Here is a 23,271-nt window from a genome sequence, read left to right as displayed (position 1 = left end):
TTCGCAGGAATGACAGTTACAAATTATCTTTAAACAATTCAGCATATTCTTTTACCACATTTTTATCAAAATAAGGTTCTTCGTCAATACGCCCAATAATGGGGATGTTTGTCATTTTTTTAATGATGCTCTCTGTTGATTTGTGTTCGTTTCCACTAAAAACCAGTGAAACGTTAAAGCCTTTTTCTTTTAAAGTATTAATGGTTAAAAGCGTGTGATTTATACTTCCTAAATAATGCCTTGAAACCACAATAACTTTGTAATTAGGCTTAATTAAATCGAAAATGGTTTGTGTGTCGTTTAATGGCACAAACAATCCGCCGGCACCTTCAATAACTAAATGGTTGTTTGTTTGCGGTGCTTTAATTTTTTTAATATCAATGGTAATATCATCAATCTCTGCTGCGGCATGCGGACTCATGGGCGTTTGCAATGCATAACTGTTTGGATGAAATTTTGATTTAGAATTTGAAACCAATCGTTCTACTTTTTTGGTATCGCAATTATCTAATTCGCCTGCTTGCACAGGTTTCCAGTAATCGGCTTGTAAAGCTTCGGTAATTATGGCCGATGCTATGGTTTTGCCAACATCGGTTGAAATTCCTGTGATAAAATATGTTTTCATTTTAAATCGAATTCTGTTTTACAATCTTCACATTTATATTTATGTTTTGCATGCAAAGGCAGCGTTCCGAAAAGGAATCCAAAGATAAAAGCAAAAAAGGATTTGAAGTCTTTTATTGTAGAAAACAGTTCTATTTTTTCACTTTTACAATTCGGGCAGTTTATGGCATCTCCATCATCATCAGTAGAATATTTTTTAATAGATTTTAAAATATCTTCTGCTTCTAAAACATCATTTGATAATACTTTTAATTTAACGCCACCAATGGCATTACTTACCAGAGGGTCGGTATCTATTGTTAAATTATCCGATAGAAAAACTTGAATACCTTCGGCCTCTAATCGCCCTTTTATAATTTGGGCTTCAGCCGAATACTGAAATCTGGCTATGGTTTTAAAGGTGTCGCTCATATATTTACAAATGTAGTTAAGAGTTGTAATACTTTCGATATATCGCTTTCTGAATTATCACTATGCAAACAAAAGCGCAAACGCTCTTCGCCTTTTGCAACTGTTGGCGATAAAATGGGTTTTACATTAAAGCCGTTTTCTTGAAGTTTTTTAGCCATTAATTTTACTTTTTCGTTACCAGAAACGATGCAGCAATGTATAGCAGAATCACTTTTAATAAAATGCTTTTGAAGATTTTTTTCAATGATTTCAGCTTTAAAATATTGAATATTTTGATGTAATTTTTTTATGTTTTCTGTTGCAATTAACTCACTATAAGCTGAATGAATAGTCGCTAAACTATGCGGCGATAATGCGGTTGTATAAATAAAACTGCGTGCAAAATTTACTAAATATTGTTTTAAAACAGCGTTTCCTAAAATAGCGGCGCCGTGGCAACCCATGGCTTTCCCAAAAGTAACTAAACGCGCAAAAACGTATTTTTCTAGATTTAATTGCTGAATTAAACCAGTTCCGTATGCCCCAAAAACACCAATAGCATGCGCTTCATCAACCACTAAAAAGGCATTGTGTTTTTTGCTTATTTGGCATATTGTAGCCAAATCTGGCGAGTCGCCATCCATGGAGAATACAGATTCTGTAACAATATAAGTGTCGCCTTTATGTTGAATTCGTTTCAGCATCTCATCTAACGCTTCTAAATTATTATGCATAAACTTATAAGCTTTTGCATTGGAAAGTTTAATGCCATCGCGAATTGAAGCATGTATATATTCGTCGTACAAAATAATATCATCACGTTGCGGCACACAGCTAAAAAAGCCTATATTGGCATCGTAACCCGAGTTAAAAATTAGTGCCGATTCGTTATTATGAAAATCGGCTATAATGGTTTCTATAATGTTATAAAATGTATGATTTCCAGAAAGTAAACGTGAACCTGTCGATCCGTTTTGTTTAATATTATGCCCGATTAAAAACTCGTGCGTGGTGTTAAAAATAGATTCAGATTTGGCAAACCCTAAATAATCGTTTGATGAAAAATCTATTAAACCATTTTGCAAATCAAGTTTACGTAAGGCATTATTCGCTTTGCGTTCTTCTAATTTTTCTTGTAGTTTTTTGGGTAGCATTTGCCAAAGATACGAAGACCTGTCAGGTTTTAAAAACCTGACAGGTCTCAACTTTAACTAAAAAACCTAAACCCAAAAACTACTTTTCCTTTATCTTTGCAATTATGTTTGCACTCGTAGATTGTAATAATTTCTATGCCTCTTGCGAACGTGTTTTTAACCCTAATTTACAAGGAAAACCAGTCGCTATTCTCTCCAATAACGATGGTTGTGTTATCTCACGAAGCGACGAAGCTAAAGCTATTGGTTTGCCCATGGGCGCACCTATTTTTAAATGGGACGCCTTTTGTAAAACCAATGGCATAACTGTGCTATCATCAAACTACCCGCTGTACGGCGATATGAGTAGTCGTGTTATGTCTATTTTAAACCAATTTACACCCGATGTAGAATTGTACAGCATAGACGAATCGTTTTTAGAATTTAAAAATTTTAAAGCCGATTATAATTACGATGACTACGGAAATAAAATCAGAAATCGGATTCTAAAATGGACCGGCATTCCAACCTGCGTAGGCATTGCCCCAACCAAAGCACTAAGTAAGGTGGCCAATAAAGTAGCGCGTAAATTCCCGAAACAAACAAACGGTGTTTATGTTATTGATACCGAAGAAAAACGCATAAAAGCCCTAAAATGGATAAAAATTGAAGATGTCTGGGGCATAGGTCGCGGTTTAACCAAACGCCTAAAACTTAAAAACTGTAAAACAGCTTTCGATTTCACGCAACTTTCAGATGCTTGGGTGCGTAAAAATTTCTCGGTAACCGAGTCTCGTTTAAAACGCGATTTACAAGGTATTCCCACACTGCAATTGGACGAAATTAAAACCAAACGCGCCATAGCAACCACACGTAGTTTCGATTATACGTACAGCGACCTCAATTATATAAAAGAACGCACCTCAACCTTTGCCACAAGTTGTGCCGAAAAATTGCGCAAACAAGGTTCCAGCTGCCACGTTATTATCGTTTTATTAAGTAGCGACAGGCATAAAAAAAACCTAGAGCAGCACAGAGGTAGCATTGCAATCAATTTGCCATACCCCACAAACTCCTCGTTAATTATTAGTAACCACGCCGTAAAAGCGGTAGCCTCCATTTTTAAAAAAGGCATTAAATACAAACGCGCCGGCGTTATTGTATCTGGCTTGGTGCCAACCAATAATTTCCAGCTAAATATGTTCGAGCACGAAAACCCAAAACATAAATATTTAATGCAGGCTATAGACGGACTTAACACCAAGTACGGCGATTACAAAATTAAAATAGCAAACCAAGATTTAAAACGCACCTGGAAAATGCGCCAAGAACGTTTATCGCCACGGTACACCACCAATATTAACGATATCATTGTTGTAAAGTAAAGGAGCAAAAATCTTATAAAAAATATTTTTATTTAGGTTTTGCCACAACCATTAAATTCACTCAGCACGGGCTGTCGTACTTATTCGCTTTTCCTATTTTAAAATATTGAACTCATGAATATAAATATTTCACTACTTGTTTCCTTCTGCCCCGATAACTATCGTTAGAGGGTGGGGAAAGTCAGTTCAAATTCCGTTTTTCAATAAAAAACCGTTTTAAAAGCGCTGAAGCTTCATCTGCTAAAATACCGCCTTTAATAGTGGTTTTTGGGTGCAATTTGGTTTTTAAATTAATACAACCACGCTCGTTATCTCTGGCTCCATAAACAATATTAGAAATCTGGCTCCAATACAAAGCCCCGGCACACATTTGGCAAGGCTCTAAGGTTACGTACAAGATACATTTCTGTAAATATTTGCCACCTAAAAAATTAGCGGCGGCGGTTATGGCCTGCATTTCGGCATGGGCCGTAACATCGTTTAAAGTTTCGGTAAGATTGTGCCCGCGGGCAATAATTTTATTGTCAATAACAATTACTGCACCCACAGGAATTTCGCCTTTTTGAAAAGCAGCTTCGGCTTCGTGGAGTGCTTTTTTCATAAAATAGGTATCGTCAAACGGTTGTAACATAAAAGCAAAAATACAATTTCAAATGATACCAATATCAATTTCAAATACTACATTTGTATAACAATGAACAGCTTTTTAAATAGTATAAACTCCCCAAAAGAACTCCGTCTTTTAAAACAAAAAGACTTACCTCAACTTGCCCGAGAATTACGCGAGTTTATCATTAATATTGTTGCTACCAAAGAAGGTCACCTAGGGGCAAGTTTAGGCGTAGTAGAGCTTACCATAGCATTGCATTATGTGTTTAACACGCCCGAAGATCAACTTATTTGGGATGTTGGCCATCAAGCTTACGGCCATAAAATACTAACGGGTAGAAAAGCTGTTTTTAATTCCAACCGGCAGTTTGGAGGCATTAGCGGTTTCCCTAATCGCGACGAAAGCGAATTCGATACCTTTGGTGTTGGGCATGCCTCAACATCTATTTCGGCAGCTTTGGGTATGGCTATTGCCTCGCAACTAAAAGGCGAAAACAAACACCATATCGCAATTATTGGCGATGCTAGTATTGCCAGCGGAATGGCTTTTGAAGGTTTAAACCACGCCGGAGTTACCAATGCCAACTTACTCGTTATTTTAAATGATAACGCCATTGGAATAGACCCGAGCGTTGGGGCTTTAAAAATGTATTTAACAAACGTTAAAAAAGGCACACAAAAACAAGACAATATTTTTGAAGCCTTAAATTTTGATTATTCAGGCCCCATAAATGGCCATGATATTAATGCGATTATCTTAGAATTAAAACGATTAAAAACCGTAAAAGGCCCCAAGTTTTTACATGTAATTACCACTAAAGGCAAAGGCTTAAAACAAGCCGAAGAAGATCAAGTAAAATACCATGCTCCCGGAAAGTTTAATGCCACCACCGGAGAATTAATTACCAAACCAGCCTCTACAGGACAAGCACCAAAATACCAAGATGTTTTTGGGCACACCATTGTGGAACTTGCAAAAACAAATAAAAACATTGTGGGCATTACACCCGCTATGCCTACAGGAAGCTCTTTAAAATATATGATGAACGAAATTCCGGACCGCGCTTTCGATGTTGGTATTGCCGAACAACATGCCGTAACACTTGCAGCAGGTATGGCAACACAAGGGTTAATTCCGTTTTGCAATATTTACTCTACTTTTTTACAGCGAGCTTACGACCAAATAATACACGATGTGGCCTTACAAAAATTACCTGTTGTTTTTTGTTTAGATCGGGCGGGCTTGGTTGGAGAAGATGGCGCTACGCATCATGGGGTTTTCGATTTATCGTATTTAAGATGCATTCCCAACCTAGTTATTTTTGCACCAAGAAACGAAGTTGACTTACGAAACATTATGTACACCGCCCAATTGGGTTTACAGCAGCCTATTGCAATTCGTTATCCTCGCGGACGCGGCGTTACAATGGATTGGAAACAACCTTTTTTTAAAATTGAAATTGGTAAAGGCATACAACTTAAAAAAGGAAATAAACTCGCCGTTTTAAGCATAGGAAATATGGCTAAAAACGCATCCGAAGCTATTGATCTATGCTGTAATAATGCCGCCATCTCCCATTATGACATGCGCTTTTTAAAACCTCTAGACCAACAACTGTTACACACAATTTTTAAAACCTATAGCACGCTAATAACCATTGAAGACGCTTCGGCTATTGGCGGTTTTGGTTCTGCTATTTTAGAATTTGCCGCGGCTAACAACTATAAAAACAATGTAAAGGTTTTAGGAATCCCCGATGTTTTTGTTGAACACGGCAGTATCAATGAATTACAAAAATCTGTTGGATTGGATGTACAGAGTTTAACAAAACTATTTACATTATTAACATAAACATTGTTTTGCACAACACTTATTTTAACATGCAAACATCTGTTTTTGTTTGCGCTTTTAGTAATAGTATAGCTTAATTTTTAAACACCAAAAATATAAAAGCGTTGCCTTAATAATAAAATTAAAAAAGCAACGCCCAAAATCGTGTAATAACAGCTTCGGTTAAAAACTGCAGCTCGTAATTTCTGTAACTCTTAATGTATTAACCATGCCTTTTTCTTTTATTGGCATAGCAGCTAAACTAATAACCATGTCGCCAGTTTCTAAATAACCTTGTTTACAAGCTATGGCATTAACGTCTTCTATTGTTTGATCTGTACTTACAAACTTATCGTAATAAAAAACTTTTACGCCCCAAAGTAGGCTAAGGCGTGTTAAAATACGCTTATTGGACGTGAACACCAAAATGTGCGACGATGGTCTCCAAGCCGAAATTTGGAAAGCCGTATAACCACTATTTGTTAGGGTTGAAATGGCCTTTGCACTAATTTCGTTGGCCATATTTGCAGCATGATAGCAAATAGATTTTGTTATATAACGCTTGGTACGAATGTGTGGCGGCAACTGGGGAACTTGTATTAAATCTGAATTTTCGACACTTTTTAAAATATCGGCCATTTGTTTGATAACCTGTATAGGATAACTGCCCACCGAGGTTTCTCCAGAAAGCATCACGGCATCTGCACCATCCATAACCGAGTTTGCCACATCGTTTACTTCGGCTCTTGTTGGTGTTAAACTAGAAATCATGGTTTCCATCATTTGTGTTGCTATAATAACTGGGATTCTGGCTTTTTTGGCGCGCAATACTAATTTTTTTTGAATGAGCGGAACTTCTTCAGCAGGTACCTCTACGCCCAAATCGCCACGAGCCACCATTAAGCCATCGCAATGCGATACAATTTTATCTATGTTTTCTACGGCTTCTGGTTTTTCTATTTTGGCAATAATAGGGATTTTGTAGTCTTTATGTTTACTGATTAGATCGCGTAGCTGCATTAAATCTTCGGCATGCCTAACAAACGATAGGGCTATCCAATCAACGTCTAAGCCTATGGCAAACATAGCATCGTCGATATCTTTTTCGGTTAATGCTGGTTGCGAAATATTGGTATTGGGCAAATTTACGCCCTTTTTAGATTTTAATGGACCGCCTTGGATAACCCGAGCTTTAACTTCATCTTTTTGGTTGGTCGAGACTACTTCGAAAATTAATTTCCCATCATCCAATAAAATGCGTTCTCCGGGTTTGGCATCTTGCGGAAACCTATCGTAGGTCATGTAAACACGCGCTTTGGTGCCTTCAAAACGCTCGCCGGTAGCAAATATTATTTCGTCGCCTTCATTTACAACAACCTCTTCTTTCATGGTGCCCACCCGTAGTTTCGGGCCTTGTAAATCGGCAAGAATTGCAGCTGAAAAGCCATATTCTTGGTTGAGCTCGCGTATCATTTTAACGCGTTCTTCTACATCGTTATAATCGGCATGGGAAAAGTTGATTCTAAATACATCTACGCCTTCTTCAAGCATTCCTCTTAAAATTTCCTTGGTACTTGTTGCGGGCCCTAAAGTGGCTACTATTTTGGTTTTTTTTCTGATTGGCATTAGCTAAAAATTAAATTGTCTTTTGATTTTAGTTGATTTACATCAACGTTAAAGGCCGTTACAACTTGCGGAATATTTAAGATAGCACTTAAAATATAGGCCTCTTTTCTAAAATTGTTGTCGTTATCTATTTTTAAAAAATAGTTTACACCTTTGTGTTCTGGTATTAAATTAAATGTTTTTGTAATTTGCTGTTGTGTACTAAATAGTGATTGTTGATTGCTTTTGGGTGTTTCCTGAGTTTTACAGATATTAGACACTAAGTTCCATTTGGTAAGCAGTTTATTGTCTTCCCATTCAAAAATAGAATAGGTAGATTTGCCGTTGTTGTAATCTAAATCCAATGGTTTTCTAACAAGGTTTATCCCTAGATGTTTGTTAAGAAGGTAGGCTAACCTGTAATCTTCAATAGTGCAATGAATTGCTATTAAGGTAAAAAGCGCTTCTTCAAAAACATCATCTAAAACAAGTTTGTGAACAGCCATAACTTATGGTTAATAACGGTAAATATAGTATTTTAAATAGTTAGTTTTAATATGTTTGTATTAATCTTAACGATAAACGCTACTAAAACGTTGTAGTGGGTTTTAATTTAAAAAAGGCGATTTAAATCATTTTAGACATCCTGTTCTGGAATGCAAAAAAGGCTCGTTTTGAGGCTTTTTCTTCGGCTTTTTTCTTAGAGGTTGCTCTGGCTTTGGCAATTACCTTATCGCTTATTGATAGTTTTACCGAAAAGTGCCTTACATCGTCGTTCCCTGTATCTTCATATACATTATAGGTAAAGGTTTTCTTTTCTTTTTGGCACCACTCAATCAACAAACTTTTGTAGCTAATTACTTTGCCTTCAAGCTTTTGTATATCTACATATGGCGTTATAACGCGTTTGTAGATGAATTTTTCGCAGTATTTATAACCTTTGTCAAGAAATATAGCACCTACCAAAGCTTCGAATAAATTGCCATGGATATTGTCTCCAAAATGTCCTGGCGGTATTTTGCTCTCTACTAAATCTATTAGGTGCAATTCCCTCCCCAGCTCGTTTAAATGTTCTCGACTTACTATTTTAGAGCGCATCTTAGTAAGATAGCCCTCATCACCACTTGGAACTTCAAGATACAAATGTGATGCGATGACTGAACTTAACATGGCGTCGCCCAAAAACTCTAAGCGTTCGTAATTAACGGCGTTGCCTTTGCCGTCTTTAATGTTCATAGAGCGGTGGGTAAATGCTGTATTGTAAAACTTTAGTGTTTTGGGTTTGAACCCGAGGATTTTTGTTAATTGCATAAAAAAATTCCCGTTGCCTTTAAAACGGGAATTTAATATGTTTCGAATGTTTTTCATCTGAGTATTAATGCAATTATTTTATTGTCAGATGTGATAAACCATGTTTCATTTTACAGTAATTGTATTGTTTTTATTATGGTTTATTTCATTCGGGATTCAATCTATTTTCTTGAATAACACACAAGCGTTATGCCCACCAAATCCAAAGGTATTGCTCATGGCAACCTTAACATCGCGTTTTTGTGCCTTGTTTAAAGTTAAATTTAATTCAGGATCGATGTTTTCATCTGCAGATGAATGGTTAATTGTTGGTGGCACAATACCGTGCTCCATGGCCAATATAACCGATATGGCTTCAATAGCACCTGCAGCACCTAACAAGTGCCCTGTCATCGATTTTGTAGAATTAATATTAATGTTTTTTGCATGACTACCAAACACCTTAGATATGGCTTTTAACTCAGCTACATCTCCTAAAGGCGTAGATGTACCGTGGGTGTTTATGTGATCCACATCTTCTGGTTTTAGTCCTGCATCCTTCAAACAATTTTCCATTACCGCAACTACACCAACACCTTCAGGATGCGGCGCCGTCATGTGATAAGCATCAGAAGACAAACCACCACCTAAAACCTCGGCATATATTTTTGCGCCTCTTGCTTTGGCATGCTCGTAATCTTCTAAAATTAAAGCACCACCGCCTTCTCCTAAAACAAAACCATCTCGGGTGCCATCAAAAGGTCTCGAGGCAGTCTCTGGGGTTTCATTTCTAGTAGATAGGGCATGCATGGCATTAAAGCCGCCCATACCTGCAATGGTTACTGCAGCCTCACTACCTCCTGTTACTACCACATCGCAATAGCCTAAACGTATTGTGTTTAAAGCATCGAATATAGCGTTGGCCGAAGATGCGCATGCAGAAACCGTTGTGTAGTTAGGCCCCATAAAACCGTGTTTTATAGAGATGTTTGCTGGCGCAATATCTGCTATCATCTTAGGAATAAAGAATGGGTTAAATCTTGGTGTGCCGTCGCCTTCAGCAAAGTTTAATACTTCTTGCTGAAAGGTTTCCAGTCCACCAATACCTGCGCCCCAAATAACACCAACACGCATTTTATCGACTTTCTCCAGATTTAATTTGGCATCTTCAATGGCCTCGTCTGCTGCGATCATGGCATATTGTGCAAACTTATCCATTTTACGAGCCTCTTTTCTATCGAGAAAATCGGTGGCGACAAAGTTTTTTAATTCGCAGGCGAATTTTGTCTTAAACTTTTCGGTGTCATAATATGTTATAGGCGCAGCACCACTTTTACCACTTACAAGGCCATCCCAAAACTCGTCTTTGGTGTTGCCTATTGGTGTTAAAGCCCCTAATCCTGTGACTACAACTCGCTTTATTTCCATAAATTTTTTGGGCTTATTTTGCAGCTTCTATATAAGATATAGCTTGACCTACTGTAGCAATGTTTTCAGCTTGGTCGTCTGGAATTTGGATATCGAATTCTTTTTCGAACTCCATAATTAGTTCTACAGTGTCTAATGAGTCTGCTCCTAAATCGTTTGTGAAGCTTGCTTCTGTTACAACCTCGTTCTCATCAACTCCTAATTTATCAACGATAATCGCTTTTACTCTTGATGCAATGTCTGACATAATTTTTTAATTTTAAGTTTTAATTAAGTGGCAAAAATAAAAAACTTTATTTTAAATCACACCTTTAGTTTAAAAATGTGTTGGTAATTTACTAAAATTACTTTTAAGTATTTATATTTTCGCTTCCTAATTGTTAATAATTTATTTTTTTTTGTTTGAATAATATTATCATTACAGGCTTTTAAATGAAATGTGCTTGATAATTTTGCTGAACATTCTTGTAATTTCGTTTTACGAATAGCTCGCTTATTAATTTTAAAATAAAAACCAACAAGATGAAACGTATTGTAATTTTTGCGTCCGGAAGTGGTACTAATGCTGAAAATTTAATTAAATTTTTTCAAAACAGCCATAATGCGTCTGTTATTCAGGTACTTACTAACAATCCGCGTGCCAAAGTCTTAGAACGCTGCAAGAAACTGAAAGTGAGCGCTTTATCGTTTAACAAAACAGCATTAACAGAAACAGACGATGTTTTAAACATATTAAAAGCCTCTAAGCCAGATTTAATAGTTTTAGCGGGTTTTTTATGGAAATTTCCCGAAAATATTTTGCAGGCATTTCCTAATAAAGTAATTAATGTACATCCGGCCTTATTGCCCAAATATGGCGGAAAAGGGATGTACGGTATGCATGTACACCAAGCCGTTGTTGCGAATAACGAAACCGAAACAGGAATAACCATACATTATGTAAACGAGCATTATGACGAAGGCGCTATTATTTTTCAGGCGAAATGCGATGTGGCTCCAAATGATTCGGCCGAAGATGTTGCTGCAAAAATACATTTGTTGGAGATGGAGCATTTTCCGAAGGTGGTTGAGAAGCTAATCCTTAAAGAAATTTAGAATTTATATTCAAAAGATTTCCGCTTTCGCGGAAATGAAAAAAATGGGAAAATCTAAAAAGAAAAAATACTACACCGTTTGGAAAGGCAATAAAACTGGCGTTTTTGAGTCTTGGGACGATTGTAAAGCCCAAATAAAAGACTACCAAGGCGCTGTTTACAAATCGTTTTCAACCTTTAATGCTGCAAAAAAAGCTTTAAAAGGCAACTATAAAGACTATATTGGCAAAACCCAAAAGTTTAAAAGCGAACTTTCTGATGCGCAACTAAAAAAAATTGGGCAGCCTAATTATAATTCCATTTCGGTTGATGCCGCATCTAGCGGAAACCCTGGGGTAATGGAGTATCGTGGCGTTGACACTAAAACCAAAAAACAACTCTTTATTCAAGGCCCTTTTGATGAAGGCACAAATAACATAGGTGAATTTCTAGCTATTGTACATGGCTTGGCATTGCTTAAAAAAAACAATAGCGATCGCATTTTATATACCGACTCTAAAACTGCCATAAGTTGGGTTAAAAAGAAAAATTGCAACACAAAGTTAGCGCGTAACCAAAAGAACAAAACACTATTTGACCTTGTTGAAAGAGCTGTTGATTGGTTAAAAAATAACACGTACCAAACCGTTATTGTAAAATGGGAAACCAAAGCTTGGGGAGAAATTCCTGCGGATTTTGGAAGAAAATAACGTATGGCATCTTTCTAAAATAGAATTGAGCCTTAAAACTCGTGTTGTTTTAGAAATACAAAGAGGGCATTGGTACGTTATTCTCTTCATACATAAAGGTTTGTTTTTAAATCCTATTAGCTACTTATTTAAAAATAGTAAATTGATTAAATTTTGAGGAAAACGCTTTTTTTCTTTTGCTATATTTTATAATAATTAATAATATGATAGTTATCATATAGTCATAAAAAAATATTATTGTCTTCGTTTTTAAAACACTTATATTTGCAAAAATTAGAACACCAGTATGGGTAAATTAGTGATAGTAGGTACAATGGCTTTTGATGCTATTGAAACACCTTTCGGAAAAACCGATAAAATTCTTGGTGGCGCTGCCACTTTTATTGGGCTTGCAGCGTCCCATTTTAATGTGGATGCCACAGCGGTTTCAGTTGTTGGCGGTGATTTTCCCCAAGATTACTTAGATCTATTATCAAACAAAAACATTAATCTCTCTGGAGTAGAAATTGTAAAAGAAGGCAAAACATTTTTTTGGAGCGGACGCTACCATAACGACATGAATTCCAGAGACACCTTAGTTACCGAGCTAAATACACTGGCTGATTTTAATCCGGTTGTTCCAGAAAATTATCGTGATGCTGAAGTGGTTATGTTAGGAAATTTACATCCTATCGTCCAATCTGGTGTGTTAGACCAAATGACGACCAAACCAAAAATGGTGATTCTAGATACGATGAATTTTTGGATGGATTCAGCTTTAGATGATTTGCACAACGTTATAAAACGAGTTGATGTAATTACCATAAATGATGAAGAAGCTAGACAATTAACCGGCGAGTATTCGTTGGTTGTTGCTGCTAAAAAAATACATAAAATGGGGCCTGAATATGTAGTCATTAAAAAAGGCGAACATGGCGCGCTGCTCTTCCACCACGACAATGTATTTTATGCACCTGCTCTACCACTAAAAGAAGTTTTCGATCCTACCGGAGCTGGAGACACCTTTGCAGGAGGATTTGCCGGTTACATTGCCAAAACTGGAGACACCTCGTTCGAAAACATGAAAAACGCCGTAATATACGGCTCTACACTAGCCTCGTTTTGTGTAGAAAAATTTGGAACAGAGCGCATGGTAAACCTAACCAACAACGAGGTGCACAAACGCCTTATGCAATTTAAACAATTAACACAATTCGACATACAGTTAACACAAACCAACGCGCTTTAAAAATAGAGCGCGTTTTTATTTTTACAAAACCTCCAAAATGAGTTTTCGTTTTGGCATAAAAAAATTCGTAGTTTCTGCCAAGGCAGGAATCTTAATAATTTATTTTTTCCGCTACAGCCTTTGGGCAGACAGGAAAATAAAAACCTTTATATAATTATGAGTGATGCAATAAAGCACGAATGTGGAATAGCAGTAATTAGACTTTTAAAACCACTGGAATATTATAAAGAAAAATACGGAAGCGCATTTTATGGCGTAAACAAAATGTATTTAATGATGGAAAAACAGCATAACCGAGGTCAAGACGGTGCTGGTTTTGCAAGCATTAAATTAAATACCAAACCCGGAGAACGCTACATAAGCCGCGTGCGCTCCATAGCACAACAACCTATACAGGATATTTTTTCCCAAATTAACGACCGCATAAACAAAGAATTTAACAAACACCCAGAATATGCCAACGATGTAGCCGCACAAAAAAAAAACATCCCCTACATTGGCGAGGTATTATTGGGGCACGTAAGATACGGTACTTTTGGAAAAAACAGTGTTGAGAGCGTACACCCATTTTTAAGACAAAATAATTGGATGCACAGAAATCTAATCATGGCAGGAAACTTTAACATGACTAATGTTAAAGAACTTTTCAGCAATTTGATAGAATTAGGACAGCATCCAAAAGAATATACCGATACCATAACGGTTATGGAAAAAATCGGTCATTTTCTAGATGATGCCGTAAGCAAAATATATAAAGACCTAAAAAAAGAAGGCTACAATAAAAAAGAAGCCTCACCACTTATTGCAAAACGCTTAAAGGTAAGCAAAATATTACGTCGTGCGGCAAAAAACTGGGATGGAGGCTATGCTATGGCAGGTCTCATTGGCCATGGCGACGCCTTTGTATTAAGGGATCCTGCAGGTATTCGCCCCACCTACTACTATAAAGACGACGAGGTTGTTGTTGTCGCCTCAGAGCGCCCAGTAATTCAAACGGTTTTTAATGTAAACTTCGAAGACGTTAAAGAGCTAGAACCCGGTCATGCCATAATTACAAAAAAATCAGGTAAGGTTAGCATCAAAAAAATATTAGAACCTTTAGAAAGAAAATCCTGCTCGTTCGAGCGCATATATTTTTCCCGCGGAAGCGATGCCCAAATCTATAAAGAACGTAAAATGTTGGGCAAGCTATTAATACCCAAAGTGCTTGAAGCTATAAACAAGGACACAAAAAACACCGTGTTCTCATACATACCAAATACTGCCGAAACATCATTTTTTGGTATGATTGAAACCGTAGAAGATTATTTAAACGAAAAGAAAACAGAGGCTATTTTAAGCGGAGGTGGAAAAATGTCTGCTGAAAAAGTTACCGAGATTTTAGAAGAAAGACCACGAATAGAAAAAATAGCCATAAAAGATGTAAAACTTCGCACATTCATTACAGAAGACAGCAGTCGAGACGATTTGGTCGCACACGTTTACGATGTAACTTATGGCGTAATAAAACCAACCGATAACTTAGTAATTATAGACGACAGCATAGTAAGGGGCACAACCCTAAAAAAGAGCATCCTTAAAATGCTGGACAGGTTACATCCTAAAAAAATTGTAGTGGTTTCTTCGGCGCCACAAATACGCTATCCAGATTGCTACGGGATAGATATGGCTAATCTTGAGACCTTAATCGCCTTTAAATCTGCCTTAGCCTTGCTAAAAGACAGAAACATGTACCATATTGTAGAAGAGGTTTACAACAAGTGCCTGAGCCAAACCGAATTAGACGATAAAGACGTGAAAAATTTTGTTAAGGAAATATACGAGCCTTTTACCGAAGAGGAAATATCTGATAAAGCCGCTGTTTTATTAAGTGACGAAAGCATAAAAGCAGAAGTGAAAATAATTTTCCAAACTGTAGAAAATTTACATCAAGCCTGTCCAGAACATTTAGGCGATTGGTACTTTACCGGAAACTACCCAACAGTTGGAGGCAATAGGGTAGTAAACAGGGCTTTTATTAACTTTTTCGAAGGCAATAACGAACGTGCTTATTAATTTAATTACACCTAAACAAGTAGAGGTTTTTTCTTAAAAAAACACTTTATCTATAAAATTATACCGTTTGTCTAAAAAATAATCGATTATAAATTAAATACACATAAATTGGCTCTACCATAACATAAGTAGGTTAAGTTCATGGTAGATTTGGGGCAAAAAAAGGTGAACATCTGTTCGCCTTTTTTTATGCATTTAGCGCTAAAAAATTACCATAGTGAATACATGCCCCAGTAATACTGCATAATAAAACATCCACCTAAAGCAACAGTTCTCTCAATTTTGTTTCCTACAACCATCGCCTACAATAAAATATATTAGCCCGTTGTGCATCTTGATTGAAAAAAATTCCAGACATATCGGTTCAGTAGATTTTGGGGAACGAATCGCGTAATTTCGGGAGTATCGAAAACCCATTTATGGCTAAAAATTCTTACTCACCTTACTCCCCAAACTTAAGGATTATTTATTTCAATCGTAAAATTTACTAGAATTGACAGAATTTTGCCAAAATGCATACCAAGTTATATTATGCTCTTTTAAGCCAATATTTGCGCCGTTTAACTAAAATATTTTAGCGCGCTGCAGAAGCGTTATATATTTGTACCACCATAACATAAGTAGGTTAAGTTTATGGTAGATTTGGGGCAAAAAGGTGGACATCTGTTCACCTTTTTCATTTTAATTTCTTTTTTTAATTACAAAGAAATTATAAGTTGTTTACAACAAGCCAAAAAAAAATCAACACCTCACAATGTTTGCTTAATATATACAACATATATCCCCTTTACTTACAAACAAGAGGCGGAAATTAAAAAAAATGTAAAAATTGGTTGTTGCTAAATTTATTTATCAAACAGCGCTTTTAACTCGGTTGCTTCATTGGGCGAGATTTTACCCGCCAAAAGTAGGCTTAATTGTTTTCGGCGTAAAGCAGCATCAAAGCGTGCTTTTTCTAAATCTGTTTGCGGATGCACTTCGGGGACAGAAATTGGCCTTCCCGTATCGTCAACGGCTACAAAAGTATAAATAGCTTCGTTGGCTTTGGTTTTTTCTCCAGATTCGCGGTCTTCAATCCATACATCAATAAATACTTCCATCGAGGTTTTAAAAGCACGAGACACTTTGGCCTCTACCGTAACTACACTACCTAGGGGCACCGCTTTGTTAAACGCTACATGGTTAACAGATGCGGTAACCACAATACGCCTGCTGTGGCGTCTTGCCGCTATACTAGCCGCCCGATCCATTCGGGCTAATAATTCACCTCCAAAAAGATTGTTTAGCGGATTGGTTTCACCAGGTAAAACCATATCTGTAAGGGTTGTTTTAGATTGCTCTGGCGTTTTAGATTGCATTATATTTGGTTTAATAATGCTGCAAAGGTAAAATGATTCTGGGGTTTATAGGCAAGTTTTTTTAAAAGGTTGAAAAGCTTTTTAATGTGAATTGACCAAAGCTATTTAATAACACACAAAGAGCTGTTTATTTTAAGTATTACAATTCCAGATACTGCTTGTAAATTATTGGTAATTGAACAACAACAACAAGGCTATCCAAAGCCTACATAAAAAAAATATTTATGCTAAAGCATAAATATTTTTTTTGTTAAATAGAGCAAACTTTTAAAAAACCTTAAATTTTCTTCAATGGTTTCTTTTAATTTACTGTCTTTAAAAGCAGATGGTTTAGGTAGATTTGTTTCCATAGTTAAGTAGGTTAAATTTATGGTAGATTTGGGGCAAATCCATATAATTTGATTAGGTTGATTTGGGACTGTAAATATGAAACTATTTTTTAAAAAATCAGATTAAAAACATATTAATTCGATGAAGTGCATTTTATTTTAACATTTAGTGTGTTTTTTGTCGATTTTTAGGCTTACAAATTCATTTCTGGTATATCGCCTTTAATGATTAAATTTCCTTGGGTAGCGTTTTTAATTGTTTCTACAGTTACTCCCGGGGCACGCTCTAAAAGCTTGAAGCCTGATTTTGTAACTTCCAGTACCGCTAAATTGGTTACTATCTTTTTTACACATCCCACACCCGTTAACGGTAAGGTACATTTTTTTAATAGTTTAGACTCTCCTTTTTTATTGGTATGCATCATCGCCACGATTATATTTTCTGCGCTAGCCACCAAATCCATGGCACCTCCCATGCCTTTTACCATGCGTCCTGGAATTTTCCAATTGGCAATATCGCCGTTTTCAGCAACTTCCATAGCGCCTAAAATGGTTAAATCTACGTGCTGTCCCCTTATCATGGAAAAACTCATGGCCGAATCAAAAAAACTGGCTCCTGGTAAGGTTGTTATGGTCTGTTTTCCTGCATTAATAACATCGGCATCTTCTTCGCCCTCAAAAGGGAATGGCCCCATACCAAGTACACCGTTTTCGCTTTGAAATTCTACTTGAATATCGTTTCTTACGTAGTTTGCCACCAAGGTAGGAATGCCAATTCCCAGATTAACATAATAACCATCTTTAACCTCTTTGGCTATGCGTTTTGCAATTCCTGTTTTATCTAACATAAATATTTTATTTTGTCATTCCCATGAAAATGGGAATCGTTTTAATTGAACCTAAATTTTAAAAAGTAGATTCCTGCCTGCGCAGGAATAACAAACCTTTAACCTTTCTGTCTTACCGTGCGTTGTTCAATCCGTTTTTCGTAGGCTTCCCCCTGAAAGATGCGTTGCACAAAGATTCCCGGAATATGTATTTGGTTCGGGTCTAATGTACCAAGCGGTACTAATTCTTCTACCTCAGCGACAGTTATTTTTGCTGCGCCGCACATATTAGGATTAAAATTTCTGGCAGTTCCATTAAAAATTAAATTGCCTGCTGCATCGCCTTTCCAAGCTTTTACAAAGGCAAAATCGGCATCAAATGCATGTTCTAAAACGTACATTTTCCCGTTAAACTCGCGTGTTTCTTTTCCTATGGCGACTTCTGTTCCAAAACCTGCTGGTGTATAAATTGCGGGAAAACCAGCTTGTGCTGCTCTACAACGTTCAGCCAGTGTACCTTGCGGGATAAGCTCTACATCTAACTCGCCCGAAAGCATTTGCCTTTCAAACTCATCGTTTTCGCCCACATAAGATGACACCATTTTTTTTATTTGATGTTTTTGAAGCAGTAACCCTAATCCAAAATCATCGACGCCTGCGTTGTTGGAGATACAGGTTAATCCTTTTACACCGAGTTTTACCAATTCTGCTATGGCATTTTCAGGTATTCCGCTTAGGCCAAAACCACCAAGCATAAAGGTCATGTTATCCTTTACGCCACGAAGTGCTTCTTTAACGTTAGCCACTTTTTTATTAATCATAACGTTTCGTTTTATGTTGTATAAAATTACGAATTATTGAATAAAAACATTGTATTATCATTAAATAAAAGAGGCTGTACAAAAAAGTGCTTTTGTAATAAAAATTATTGGAAACTAACTATGCCCTGGGCAGTCCCGATAACTGGGTGTTCTTGCGAATAACGATTTAAAAGCAAATCGCGATAGCGGTACATCGAGGAATTCTTATCGATTAGGTTTGTTAGCCTTTGCTGGTTGAAACCCATCTTGGATATCAAAAAAAAAAGCCAAACTATTGTACAGCTACAGTATGCATTCAACCTGATTTTTTTTTGAACAGCTTCAAAATTTCAGCAATGCCATTGAATTATTTTATTGAGATTGTTACAGCACTTTTTAATTAAAATCCAAATCATCGGGAAGCTGGTCGTTTTCATCATCAACAGGGGTTTTAGGTTTAACCTTAGAGCAATCTACTTGAATGGAAAGGCTAGCAGGTGCTTCAAATTCTGCTTTAGAAATGTTCAAGCTTTCATCGGCGTAGCAATTCTTCATATAAATGCCCCAAATTGGCAATGCCATTGCGGCTCCTTGTCCGTAGGTAATGCTTTTAAAATGTACCGATCGTTCTTCGCCACCTACCCAAACGCCAGTAACCAAATTAGGCACCATGCCCATAAACCATCCATCGCTCTGGTTTTGTGTAGTACCTGTTTTTCCGGCTATGGGATTTGTAAATTGGTAGGGGTATCCTGTAACAATTTCTCTGTAATCTGCTCTATAAGCATCTACGCCTTTAGATCTTAAACGTGCCCCAGAACCCGATTGAGTAACACCTTCCATAAGTTTAACGGTTACATAAGCGGTTTCTGCACTAAGCACATCGTTGGCTTCTGGTGTAAATTGATATAAAACGGTGCCGTTTTTATCTTCGATAGTGGTTACCATAACGGGTTTGGTATAAACGCCCTTGTTTGCAAAAGTAGCGTAAGCGGCAACCATTTCGTAAACGCTTATATCTGGGGTGCCCAAAGCTATTGATGGTACTGGTGGGATATCTGATTTTATACCCAGTTTCCTTGCTAAATCTATAACGGTCTGTGGGCCTACTTTATCAATTAATCTTGCTGTAATGGTATTAACAGAATTTGCCAATGCGTTTTTTAAGGTTCTGTTTCCGCCATAATCATTATCGCCTCCAGAGTTTTTCGGGCACCATTCTTCTGGGTTTCCGTGTTTGTTGGCTTCGATACAAAACGGTGTGTCTGGAAATTCGTCGCAAGGCGATAAATGTAACTGATCTATGGCAGTAGCATATACTAAAGGTTTAAAGGTTGATCCTATTTGGCGCTTGCCTTGTTTTACCATATCGTATTGAAAGTGCCTGTAATTCATGCCGCCAACCCATGCTTTTACGTGTCCTGTTTGGGGATTCATGGACATCATACCTGGTCTTAAAAACGATTTGTAGTAACGCATGGAATCGATAGGTTTCATGATGGTATCGCGCTCTGAGGGCTTACCGTCTTTCCATTCGAAAACAGCCATTTTAATTGGCTTGTAAAATGAAGCCTCTATTTCTTTGTCAGATTTTTTAAGGTCGTATTTCAGGTGTCGCCAACGTTCAGATTGCCTCATGGAGCGACGCATTAAAGTATCTATGGCTCCTTTGGTTAAATCTAAAAACGGTGCAGTAGGATTCCTGCCTGGTGTGTTTTGATGGAAGAATTCAGCTTGTAACCTAGGCATGTGCTGTTGTACGGCATCTTCAGCATGTTTTTGCATGCGCGAATCTATGGTGGTATAAATTTTTAAGCCATCGTTGTATAAGTTCCATTTTGTGCCATCTGGTTTTGGATTGTTTTTTATCCAGTCTTTCATAAAACCGGCGAGGTATCCTCTAAAATAAGTAGCAATCCCATCACGATGCGATTGAGGTGTATAATTTAAATCTAACTCTGTTTTTTGAAGTGAGTCCTTAACGTTTTCTGTAATATATCCATTCCTATACATTTGATATAATACCACATTGCGCCTGTTTTTCACCCCTTCTGGATTTCTTCTTGGATTGTATAAAGATGAGTTAACAAACATACCAACCAACATAGCCGCTTCTTTTATATCTAAATCAATAGGTTCTTTATCAAAATAAATACGAGATGCACTACGAATACCATCTCCATTATTACCAAAATCATAGATATTAAAATATTGAGCGATAATTTCTTCTTTAGTGTATTGGCGCTCCAAACGTGTAGCTATTACCCACTCTTTAACTTTTTGAGTAATCCTGCCAATTGTACTTCTTGAAGCAACACCAACAAACAATTGTCTTGATAATTGTTGAGAAATTGTACTGGCCCCTCCTTTTTTGCCTAAAAAAACAAAGGCTCTTAAGGTGCCTCTGGCATCAATTCCAGCATGTTTGTGATAGCGCTCATCTTCTGTTGCAATTAATGCATCTACCAAATGGGGCGATAAATCATCATAGGATACTGGTGTTCGGTTATCGTTAAAGTAATATTTCCCTAGGGTTACGCCATCGGACGATATAATTTCGGTTGCTAAATGGGTTTTGGGGTTCTCTAACTGTGTGTGGTCTGGCATGTCTCCAAAAACGCCCCAAGCGGCCAATAAAAAAATTAGTGCCACAGAAAGAACACCGGCTGAAAACAATATCCAAAACCATCGGATATATTTTGAGAAATCTGATCTTGTCTTTGCTTGTTTCTTTTTTGCTTTTGCCATTTAATTTTTTGAATGTTAAATACTTCTCGATACAATTCCTCATGCTTTGGAATCACTTGAAGTGACATTATTTATTTTGTGGTTTTTCTATTCTAAAGCCAACATCTGTAATGCCTTCTAATTCGACTACACCATTAACTTTTCCGTTTTCTCTCATGGCATGTTGTATATTTACTTTGTATTCTCCAGTTTCGTTAAACACAACCTGCTCTTTATACCACAGTTTATTTTCTTTAACACCTGTTATGCCTTCACCTAAAAGTTTACCGCTTGGGTCTGCCATTCTGTACTCTAAGGTGTCTTTTATGGTTTTGCCATGCGGAAAGACCATTTCGACAATTAAAAACAGGTTGTTGTATTTATATTGGTTGGTGTTTCTTAAATTAACAAACAAATTATAGGCTTTGGTTGAATCTGGCGGATTTACCTTAAAGCTAACCACACTATCTTTATGCCAGCTTTGGGGCACAGATTTGTAGCTATCGAATACGCGATTGGAATCGCATGAAGCTAACACTAAAGAAAACACTATGGAAAACAATACGGCACTACTTGGTTTCATTTTTACTTTTTTGAGGTTTTCTTCTGTTGTTTTTATTTCTCTTGTTCCTGTTCTGCCTAGTGCTTTTATTTGCCTGATTGTCGTTTTTACTATTGTTTTTACGTTTCTTGCGGCGTTTTGGATTATCGAAACGTGTTAAACTGTCTTGACCTACAACGTTTTCAAATTCGTTTTTAGTATCTTCTACAAGATCTGAGGCGTACTCTTCAAGACTGGCTACTTTTTTGTTTTCCTGGTTGGCCTGAATTATTTGGTTGGCTTGTGCCGTGGTTATCTTGTGCCAATTCATCCATTCGCCTTCGTAGGCATACCATAAATGTCCTTTAAAAATATCGGTTTTTTGGCAAACGGCCGTTCCTTTTTCTGTTTTGAGCTTTATTTCGGTTTTTGGAAAGTCTTTTAGGGCATCTAAGTAGGTGTCTAGCTCGTAATTTAAACAGCATTTAAGTTTGCCGCATTGGCCAGCCAGTTTTTGCGGGTTTAACGAAAGCTGCTGATAGCGGGCCGCCGATGTGCTTACCGACCTAAAATCTGTTAACCAAGTAGAGCAGCACAACTCGCGCCCGCACGAACCTATGCCACCAAGTCTTGCGGCTTCTTGACGGAAGCCTACCTGTTTCATTTCTATACGTGTTCTAAACTCGCGGGCGAAAACTTTTATAAGTTCCCTGAAATCTACGCGTTCTTCGGCGGTGTAATAAAAAGTGGCTTTGCTGGCATCGCCCTGAAATTCGATATCTGAAATCTTCATTTGCAATTTCAAATCGATGGCAAATTGGCGGGCTTTAACCTTCATGGGTTCTTCTCTGTCTCGTGCTTTTTGCCAAATATCTATATCTTTCTGGCTTGCTTTACGGTATATTTTTAATACATCGTTGTCTTGGGCAGAAACATTTTTACGTTTCATTTGTACGCGCACCAGCTCCCCCGTAAGGGTAACCATACCTATATCGTGTCCTGCTTTGGCTTGGGTGGCTACTACATCGCCAATGCTTAGCGTTAAGTTTTCGGTGTTTTTATAATAGTTTTTTCGTCCGTTTTTAAATCTAACCTCGACCCAGTTAAACGGTTTTTCGCCATTGGGGAGCGACATGTTTGCCAACCAATCGAAAACGGTTAGTTTGTTGCAACTGTCTGTACCGCAAGTGCCATTGTTTTTGCACCCTTTGGGCTGTCCGTTTTTTCCAGTTGAGCAACTGTTACAAGCCATAAGTTTTATATATTGATTTCGGCTGAAAACCAGGGTTTTCCCGAAAGAATGTTGATAATTGTTTTTAAAAAGGTAA

22 protein-coding genes are annotated in these 23,271 nt (G+C 37.2%); 6 read left to right on the top strand and 16 right to left on the bottom strand.

Translation table 11 applies throughout. From position 1 onward, the window contains the following. Positions 1-16: 16 nt before the first annotated feature. Genes bioD through ACFSQS_RS12510 form a run of 3 tightly spaced genes read right to left on the bottom strand, consistent with a single transcriptional unit; the run spans position 17 to position 2,168 of the window. On the bottom strand, positions 17-625 hold the full coding sequence (bioD, locus tag ACFSQS_RS12520) for a dethiobiotin synthase (protein ID WP_388019387.1): 609 nt from the start codon (positions 623-625) through the stop codon (positions 17-19). Further along, positions 622-1,035 (bottom strand): putative signal transducing protein, encoded by a 414-nt coding sequence (locus ACFSQS_RS12515; protein WP_388019384.1) that lies wholly within the window; start codon positions 1,033-1,035, stop codon positions 622-624. Before ACFSQS_RS12515 ends, bioD begins: the two co-directional genes overlap by 4 nt. Then, positions 1,032-2,168, bottom strand: coding sequence for an aminotransferase class I/II-fold pyridoxal phosphate-dependent enzyme (locus ACFSQS_RS12510; protein WP_388019381.1), 1,137 nt, complete (start codon positions 2,166-2,168; stop codon positions 1,032-1,034). The genes ACFSQS_RS12515 and ACFSQS_RS12510 overlap by 4 nt, the downstream gene beginning before the upstream one ends. A 104-nt stretch (positions 2,169-2,272) precedes the next feature. On the opposite strand from ACFSQS_RS12510, the gene ACFSQS_RS12505 reads away from it, so the two are divergent. Then, positions 2,273-3,532 (top strand): Y-family DNA polymerase, encoded by a 1,260-nt coding sequence (locus tag ACFSQS_RS12505; protein ID WP_388019378.1) that lies wholly within the window; start codon positions 2,273-2,275, stop codon positions 3,530-3,532. Between the two features lie 181 nt (positions 3,533-3,713). Here ACFSQS_RS12505 and ACFSQS_RS12500 read toward each other — a convergent pair whose 3' ends face one another. After that, complete coding sequence (locus ACFSQS_RS12500; RefSeq protein WP_388019375.1) at positions 3,714-4,163, bottom strand: nucleoside deaminase; 450 nt, start codon at positions 4,161-4,163, stop codon at positions 3,714-3,716. Positions 4,164-4,226: 63 nt separating this feature from the next. Here ACFSQS_RS12500 and dxs point away from each other — a divergent pair, with 63 nt between their 5' ends. Further along, entirely contained in the window at positions 4,227-5,993 is a 1,767-nt protein-coding gene (gene dxs / locus ACFSQS_RS12495) for a 1-deoxy-D-xylulose-5-phosphate synthase (RefSeq protein ID WP_388019372.1), read from the top strand. A gap of 162 nt (positions 5,994-6,155) precedes the next feature. Here the strand turns inward: dxs and pyk are convergent, their stop codons facing one another. From pyk to ACFSQS_RS12470, 5 genes are all read right to left on the bottom strand, one after another. Further along, positions 6,156-7,598: a pyruvate kinase gene (gene pyk, locus ACFSQS_RS12490; protein ID WP_388019369.1), complete on the bottom strand. Its 1,443-nt coding sequence runs from the start codon at positions 7,596-7,598 to the stop codon at positions 6,156-6,158. Continuing rightward, a complete protein-coding gene (locus ACFSQS_RS12485; protein ID WP_388019366.1) occupies positions 7,598-8,083 on the bottom strand; it encodes an IPExxxVDY family protein in 486 nt (161 codons plus the stop codon). Before ACFSQS_RS12485 ends, pyk begins: the two co-directional genes overlap by 1 nt. Positions 8,084-8,204: 121 nt before the next feature. Continuing rightward, positions 8,205-8,945, bottom strand: coding sequence for a ribonuclease III (gene rnc, locus ACFSQS_RS12480; protein ID WP_388019363.1), 741 nt, complete (start codon positions 8,943-8,945; stop codon positions 8,205-8,207). 99 nt (positions 8,946-9,044) lie between these two features. Continuing rightward, positions 9,045-10,295, bottom strand: coding sequence for a beta-ketoacyl-ACP synthase II (gene fabF, locus ACFSQS_RS12475; RefSeq protein WP_388019360.1), 1,251 nt, complete (start codon positions 10,293-10,295; stop codon positions 9,045-9,047). 13 nt (positions 10,296-10,308) lie between these two features. Next, entirely contained in the window at positions 10,309-10,542 is a 234-nt protein-coding gene (locus tag ACFSQS_RS12470) for an acyl carrier protein (protein WP_007647141.1), read from the bottom strand. A gap of 275 nt (positions 10,543-10,817) precedes the next feature. Here ACFSQS_RS12470 and purN point away from each other — a divergent pair, with 275 nt between their 5' ends. The 4 genes from purN to ACFSQS_RS12450 all read left to right on the top strand — a co-directional run bounded on the left by purN (position 10,818) and on the right by ACFSQS_RS12450 (position 15,361). After that, entirely contained in the window at positions 10,818-11,390 is a 573-nt protein-coding gene (purN, locus tag ACFSQS_RS12465) for a phosphoribosylglycinamide formyltransferase (RefSeq protein WP_388019357.1), read from the top strand. A 43-nt stretch (positions 11,391-11,433) separates the two neighbouring features. Beyond that, positions 11,434-12,078, top strand: a complete 645-nt coding sequence (locus ACFSQS_RS12460; protein WP_388019354.1) for a ribonuclease H1 domain-containing protein — start codon at positions 11,434-11,436, stop codon at positions 12,076-12,078. A 286-nt stretch (positions 12,079-12,364) separates the two neighbouring features. Beyond that, positions 12,365-13,306: a PfkB family carbohydrate kinase gene (locus tag ACFSQS_RS12455; protein ID WP_388019351.1), complete on the top strand. Its 942-nt coding sequence runs from the start codon at positions 12,365-12,367 to the stop codon at positions 13,304-13,306. 156 nt (positions 13,307-13,462) lie between these two features. Beyond that, positions 13,463-15,361, top strand: coding sequence for an amidophosphoribosyltransferase (locus ACFSQS_RS12450; protein ID WP_388019348.1), 1,899 nt, complete (start codon positions 13,463-13,465; stop codon positions 15,359-15,361). A gap of 845 nt (positions 15,362-16,206) precedes the next feature. Here ACFSQS_RS12450 and ACFSQS_RS12445 read toward each other — a convergent pair. The 7 genes from ACFSQS_RS12445 to ACFSQS_RS12415 all read right to left on the bottom strand — a co-directional run bounded on the left by ACFSQS_RS12445 (position 16,207) and on the right by ACFSQS_RS12415 (position 23,195). Then, positions 16,207-16,719, bottom strand: a complete 513-nt coding sequence (locus tag ACFSQS_RS12445) for an acyl-CoA thioesterase (protein WP_388019345.1) — start codon at positions 16,717-16,719, stop codon at positions 16,207-16,209. A 227-nt stretch (positions 16,720-16,946) separates the two neighbouring features. Next, positions 16,947-17,069, bottom strand: coding sequence for a hypothetical protein (locus tag ACFSQS_RS12440; protein WP_388019342.1), 123 nt, complete (start codon positions 17,067-17,069; stop codon positions 16,947-16,949). 173 nt (positions 17,070-17,242) lie between these two features. Beyond that, positions 17,243-17,896, bottom strand: a complete 654-nt coding sequence (locus ACFSQS_RS12435; protein WP_388019339.1) for a 3-oxoacid CoA-transferase subunit B — start codon at positions 17,894-17,896, stop codon at positions 17,243-17,245. A gap of 98 nt (positions 17,897-17,994) precedes the next feature. Then, a complete protein-coding gene (locus tag ACFSQS_RS12430) occupies positions 17,995-18,696 on the bottom strand; it encodes a CoA transferase subunit A (protein ID WP_388019336.1) in 702 nt (233 codons plus the stop codon). 375 nt (positions 18,697-19,071) lie between these two features. Further along, positions 19,072-21,423 carry a penicillin-binding protein 1A gene (locus ACFSQS_RS12425; RefSeq protein ID WP_388019333.1) on the bottom strand — a complete coding sequence of 784 codons (2,352 nt, stop codon included), beginning with the start codon at positions 21,421-21,423 and terminating at the stop codon, positions 19,072-19,074. Positions 21,424-21,490: 67 nt separating this feature from the next. Next, complete coding sequence (locus ACFSQS_RS12420) at positions 21,491-21,985, bottom strand: gliding motility lipoprotein GldH (protein WP_388019330.1); 495 nt, start codon at positions 21,983-21,985, stop codon at positions 21,491-21,493. Further along, entirely contained in the window at positions 21,972-23,195 is a 1,224-nt protein-coding gene (locus ACFSQS_RS12415) for a PSP1 domain-containing protein (RefSeq protein ID WP_388019327.1), read from the bottom strand. Before ACFSQS_RS12415 ends, ACFSQS_RS12420 begins: the two co-directional genes overlap by 14 nt. Between the last annotated feature and the right edge of the window lie 76 nt (positions 23,196-23,271).

Origin of the sequence: Gelatiniphilus marinus (assembly GCF_042684345.1) — a bacterium.
Taxonomy (GTDB): domain Bacteria; phylum Bacteroidota; class Bacteroidia; order Flavobacteriales; family Flavobacteriaceae; genus Gelatiniphilus; species Gelatiniphilus marinus.
This window is presented reverse-complemented; position numbering and strand designations above follow the sequence as displayed.

Coding starts and splice junctions, on each gene's coding strand:
- ACFSQS_RS12455 (WP_388019351.1), top strand. CDS start 12,365: ATGGGTAAATTAGTGATAGTAGGTACAATGGCTTTTGATGCTATTGAA.
- pyk (WP_388019369.1), bottom strand. CDS start 7,598: ATGCCAATCAGAAAAAAAACCAAAATAGTAGCCACTTTAGGGCCCGCA.
- ACFSQS_RS12460 (WP_388019354.1), top strand. CDS start 11,434: ATGGGAAAATCTAAAAAGAAAAAATACTACACCGTTTGGAAAGGCAAT.
- rnc (WP_388019363.1), bottom strand. CDS start 8,945: ATGAAAAACATTCGAAACATATTAAATTCCCGTTTTAAAGGCAACGGG.
- ACFSQS_RS12445 (WP_388019345.1), bottom strand. CDS start 16,719: ATGCAATCTAAAACGCCAGAGCAATCTAAAACAACCCTTACAGATATG.
- ACFSQS_RS12470 (WP_007647141.1), bottom strand. CDS start 10,542: ATGTCAGACATTGCATCAAGAGTAAAAGCGATTATCGTTGATAAATTA.
- dxs (WP_388019372.1), top strand. CDS start 4,227: ATGAACAGCTTTTTAAATAGTATAAACTCCCCAAAAGAACTCCGTCTT.
- ACFSQS_RS12510 (WP_388019381.1), bottom strand. CDS start 2,168: ATGCTACCCAAAAAACTACAAGAAAAATTAGAAGAACGCAAAGCGAAT.
- ACFSQS_RS12485 (WP_388019366.1), bottom strand. CDS start 8,083: ATGGCTGTTCACAAACTTGTTTTAGATGATGTTTTTGAAGAAGCGCTT.
- ACFSQS_RS12425 (WP_388019333.1), bottom strand. CDS start 21,423: ATGGCAAAAGCAAAAAAGAAACAAGCAAAGACAAGATCAGATTTCTCA.
- fabF (WP_388019360.1), bottom strand. CDS start 10,295: ATGGAAATAAAGCGAGTTGTAGTCACAGGATTAGGGGCTTTAACACCA.
- ACFSQS_RS12420 (WP_388019330.1), bottom strand. CDS start 21,985: ATGAAACCAAGTAGTGCCGTATTGTTTTCCATAGTGTTTTCTTTAGTG.
- ACFSQS_RS12450 (WP_388019348.1), top strand. CDS start 13,463: ATGAGTGATGCAATAAAGCACGAATGTGGAATAGCAGTAATTAGACTT.
- ACFSQS_RS12415 (WP_388019327.1), bottom strand. CDS start 23,195: ATGGCTTGTAACAGTTGCTCAACTGGAAAAAACGGACAGCCCAAAGGG.
- ACFSQS_RS12500 (WP_388019375.1), bottom strand. CDS start 4,163: ATGTTACAACCGTTTGACGATACCTATTTTATGAAAAAAGCACTCCAC.
- ACFSQS_RS12430 (WP_388019336.1), bottom strand. CDS start 18,696: ATGATTAATAAAAAAGTGGCTAACGTTAAAGAAGCACTTCGTGGCGTA.
- purN (WP_388019357.1), top strand. CDS start 10,818: ATGAAACGTATTGTAATTTTTGCGTCCGGAAGTGGTACTAATGCTGAA.
- ACFSQS_RS12515 (WP_388019384.1), bottom strand. CDS start 1,035: ATGAGCGACACCTTTAAAACCATAGCCAGATTTCAGTATTCGGCTGAA.
- ACFSQS_RS12435 (WP_388019339.1), bottom strand. CDS start 17,896: ATGTTAGATAAAACAGGAATTGCAAAACGCATAGCCAAAGAGGTTAAA.
- bioD (WP_388019387.1), bottom strand. CDS start 625: ATGAAAACATATTTTATCACAGGAATTTCAACCGATGTTGGCAAAACC.
- ACFSQS_RS12505 (WP_388019378.1), top strand. CDS start 2,273: ATGTTTGCACTCGTAGATTGTAATAATTTCTATGCCTCTTGCGAACGT.
- ACFSQS_RS12440 (WP_388019342.1), bottom strand. CDS start 17,069: ATGGAAACAAATCTACCTAAACCATCTGCTTTTAAAGACAGTAAATTA.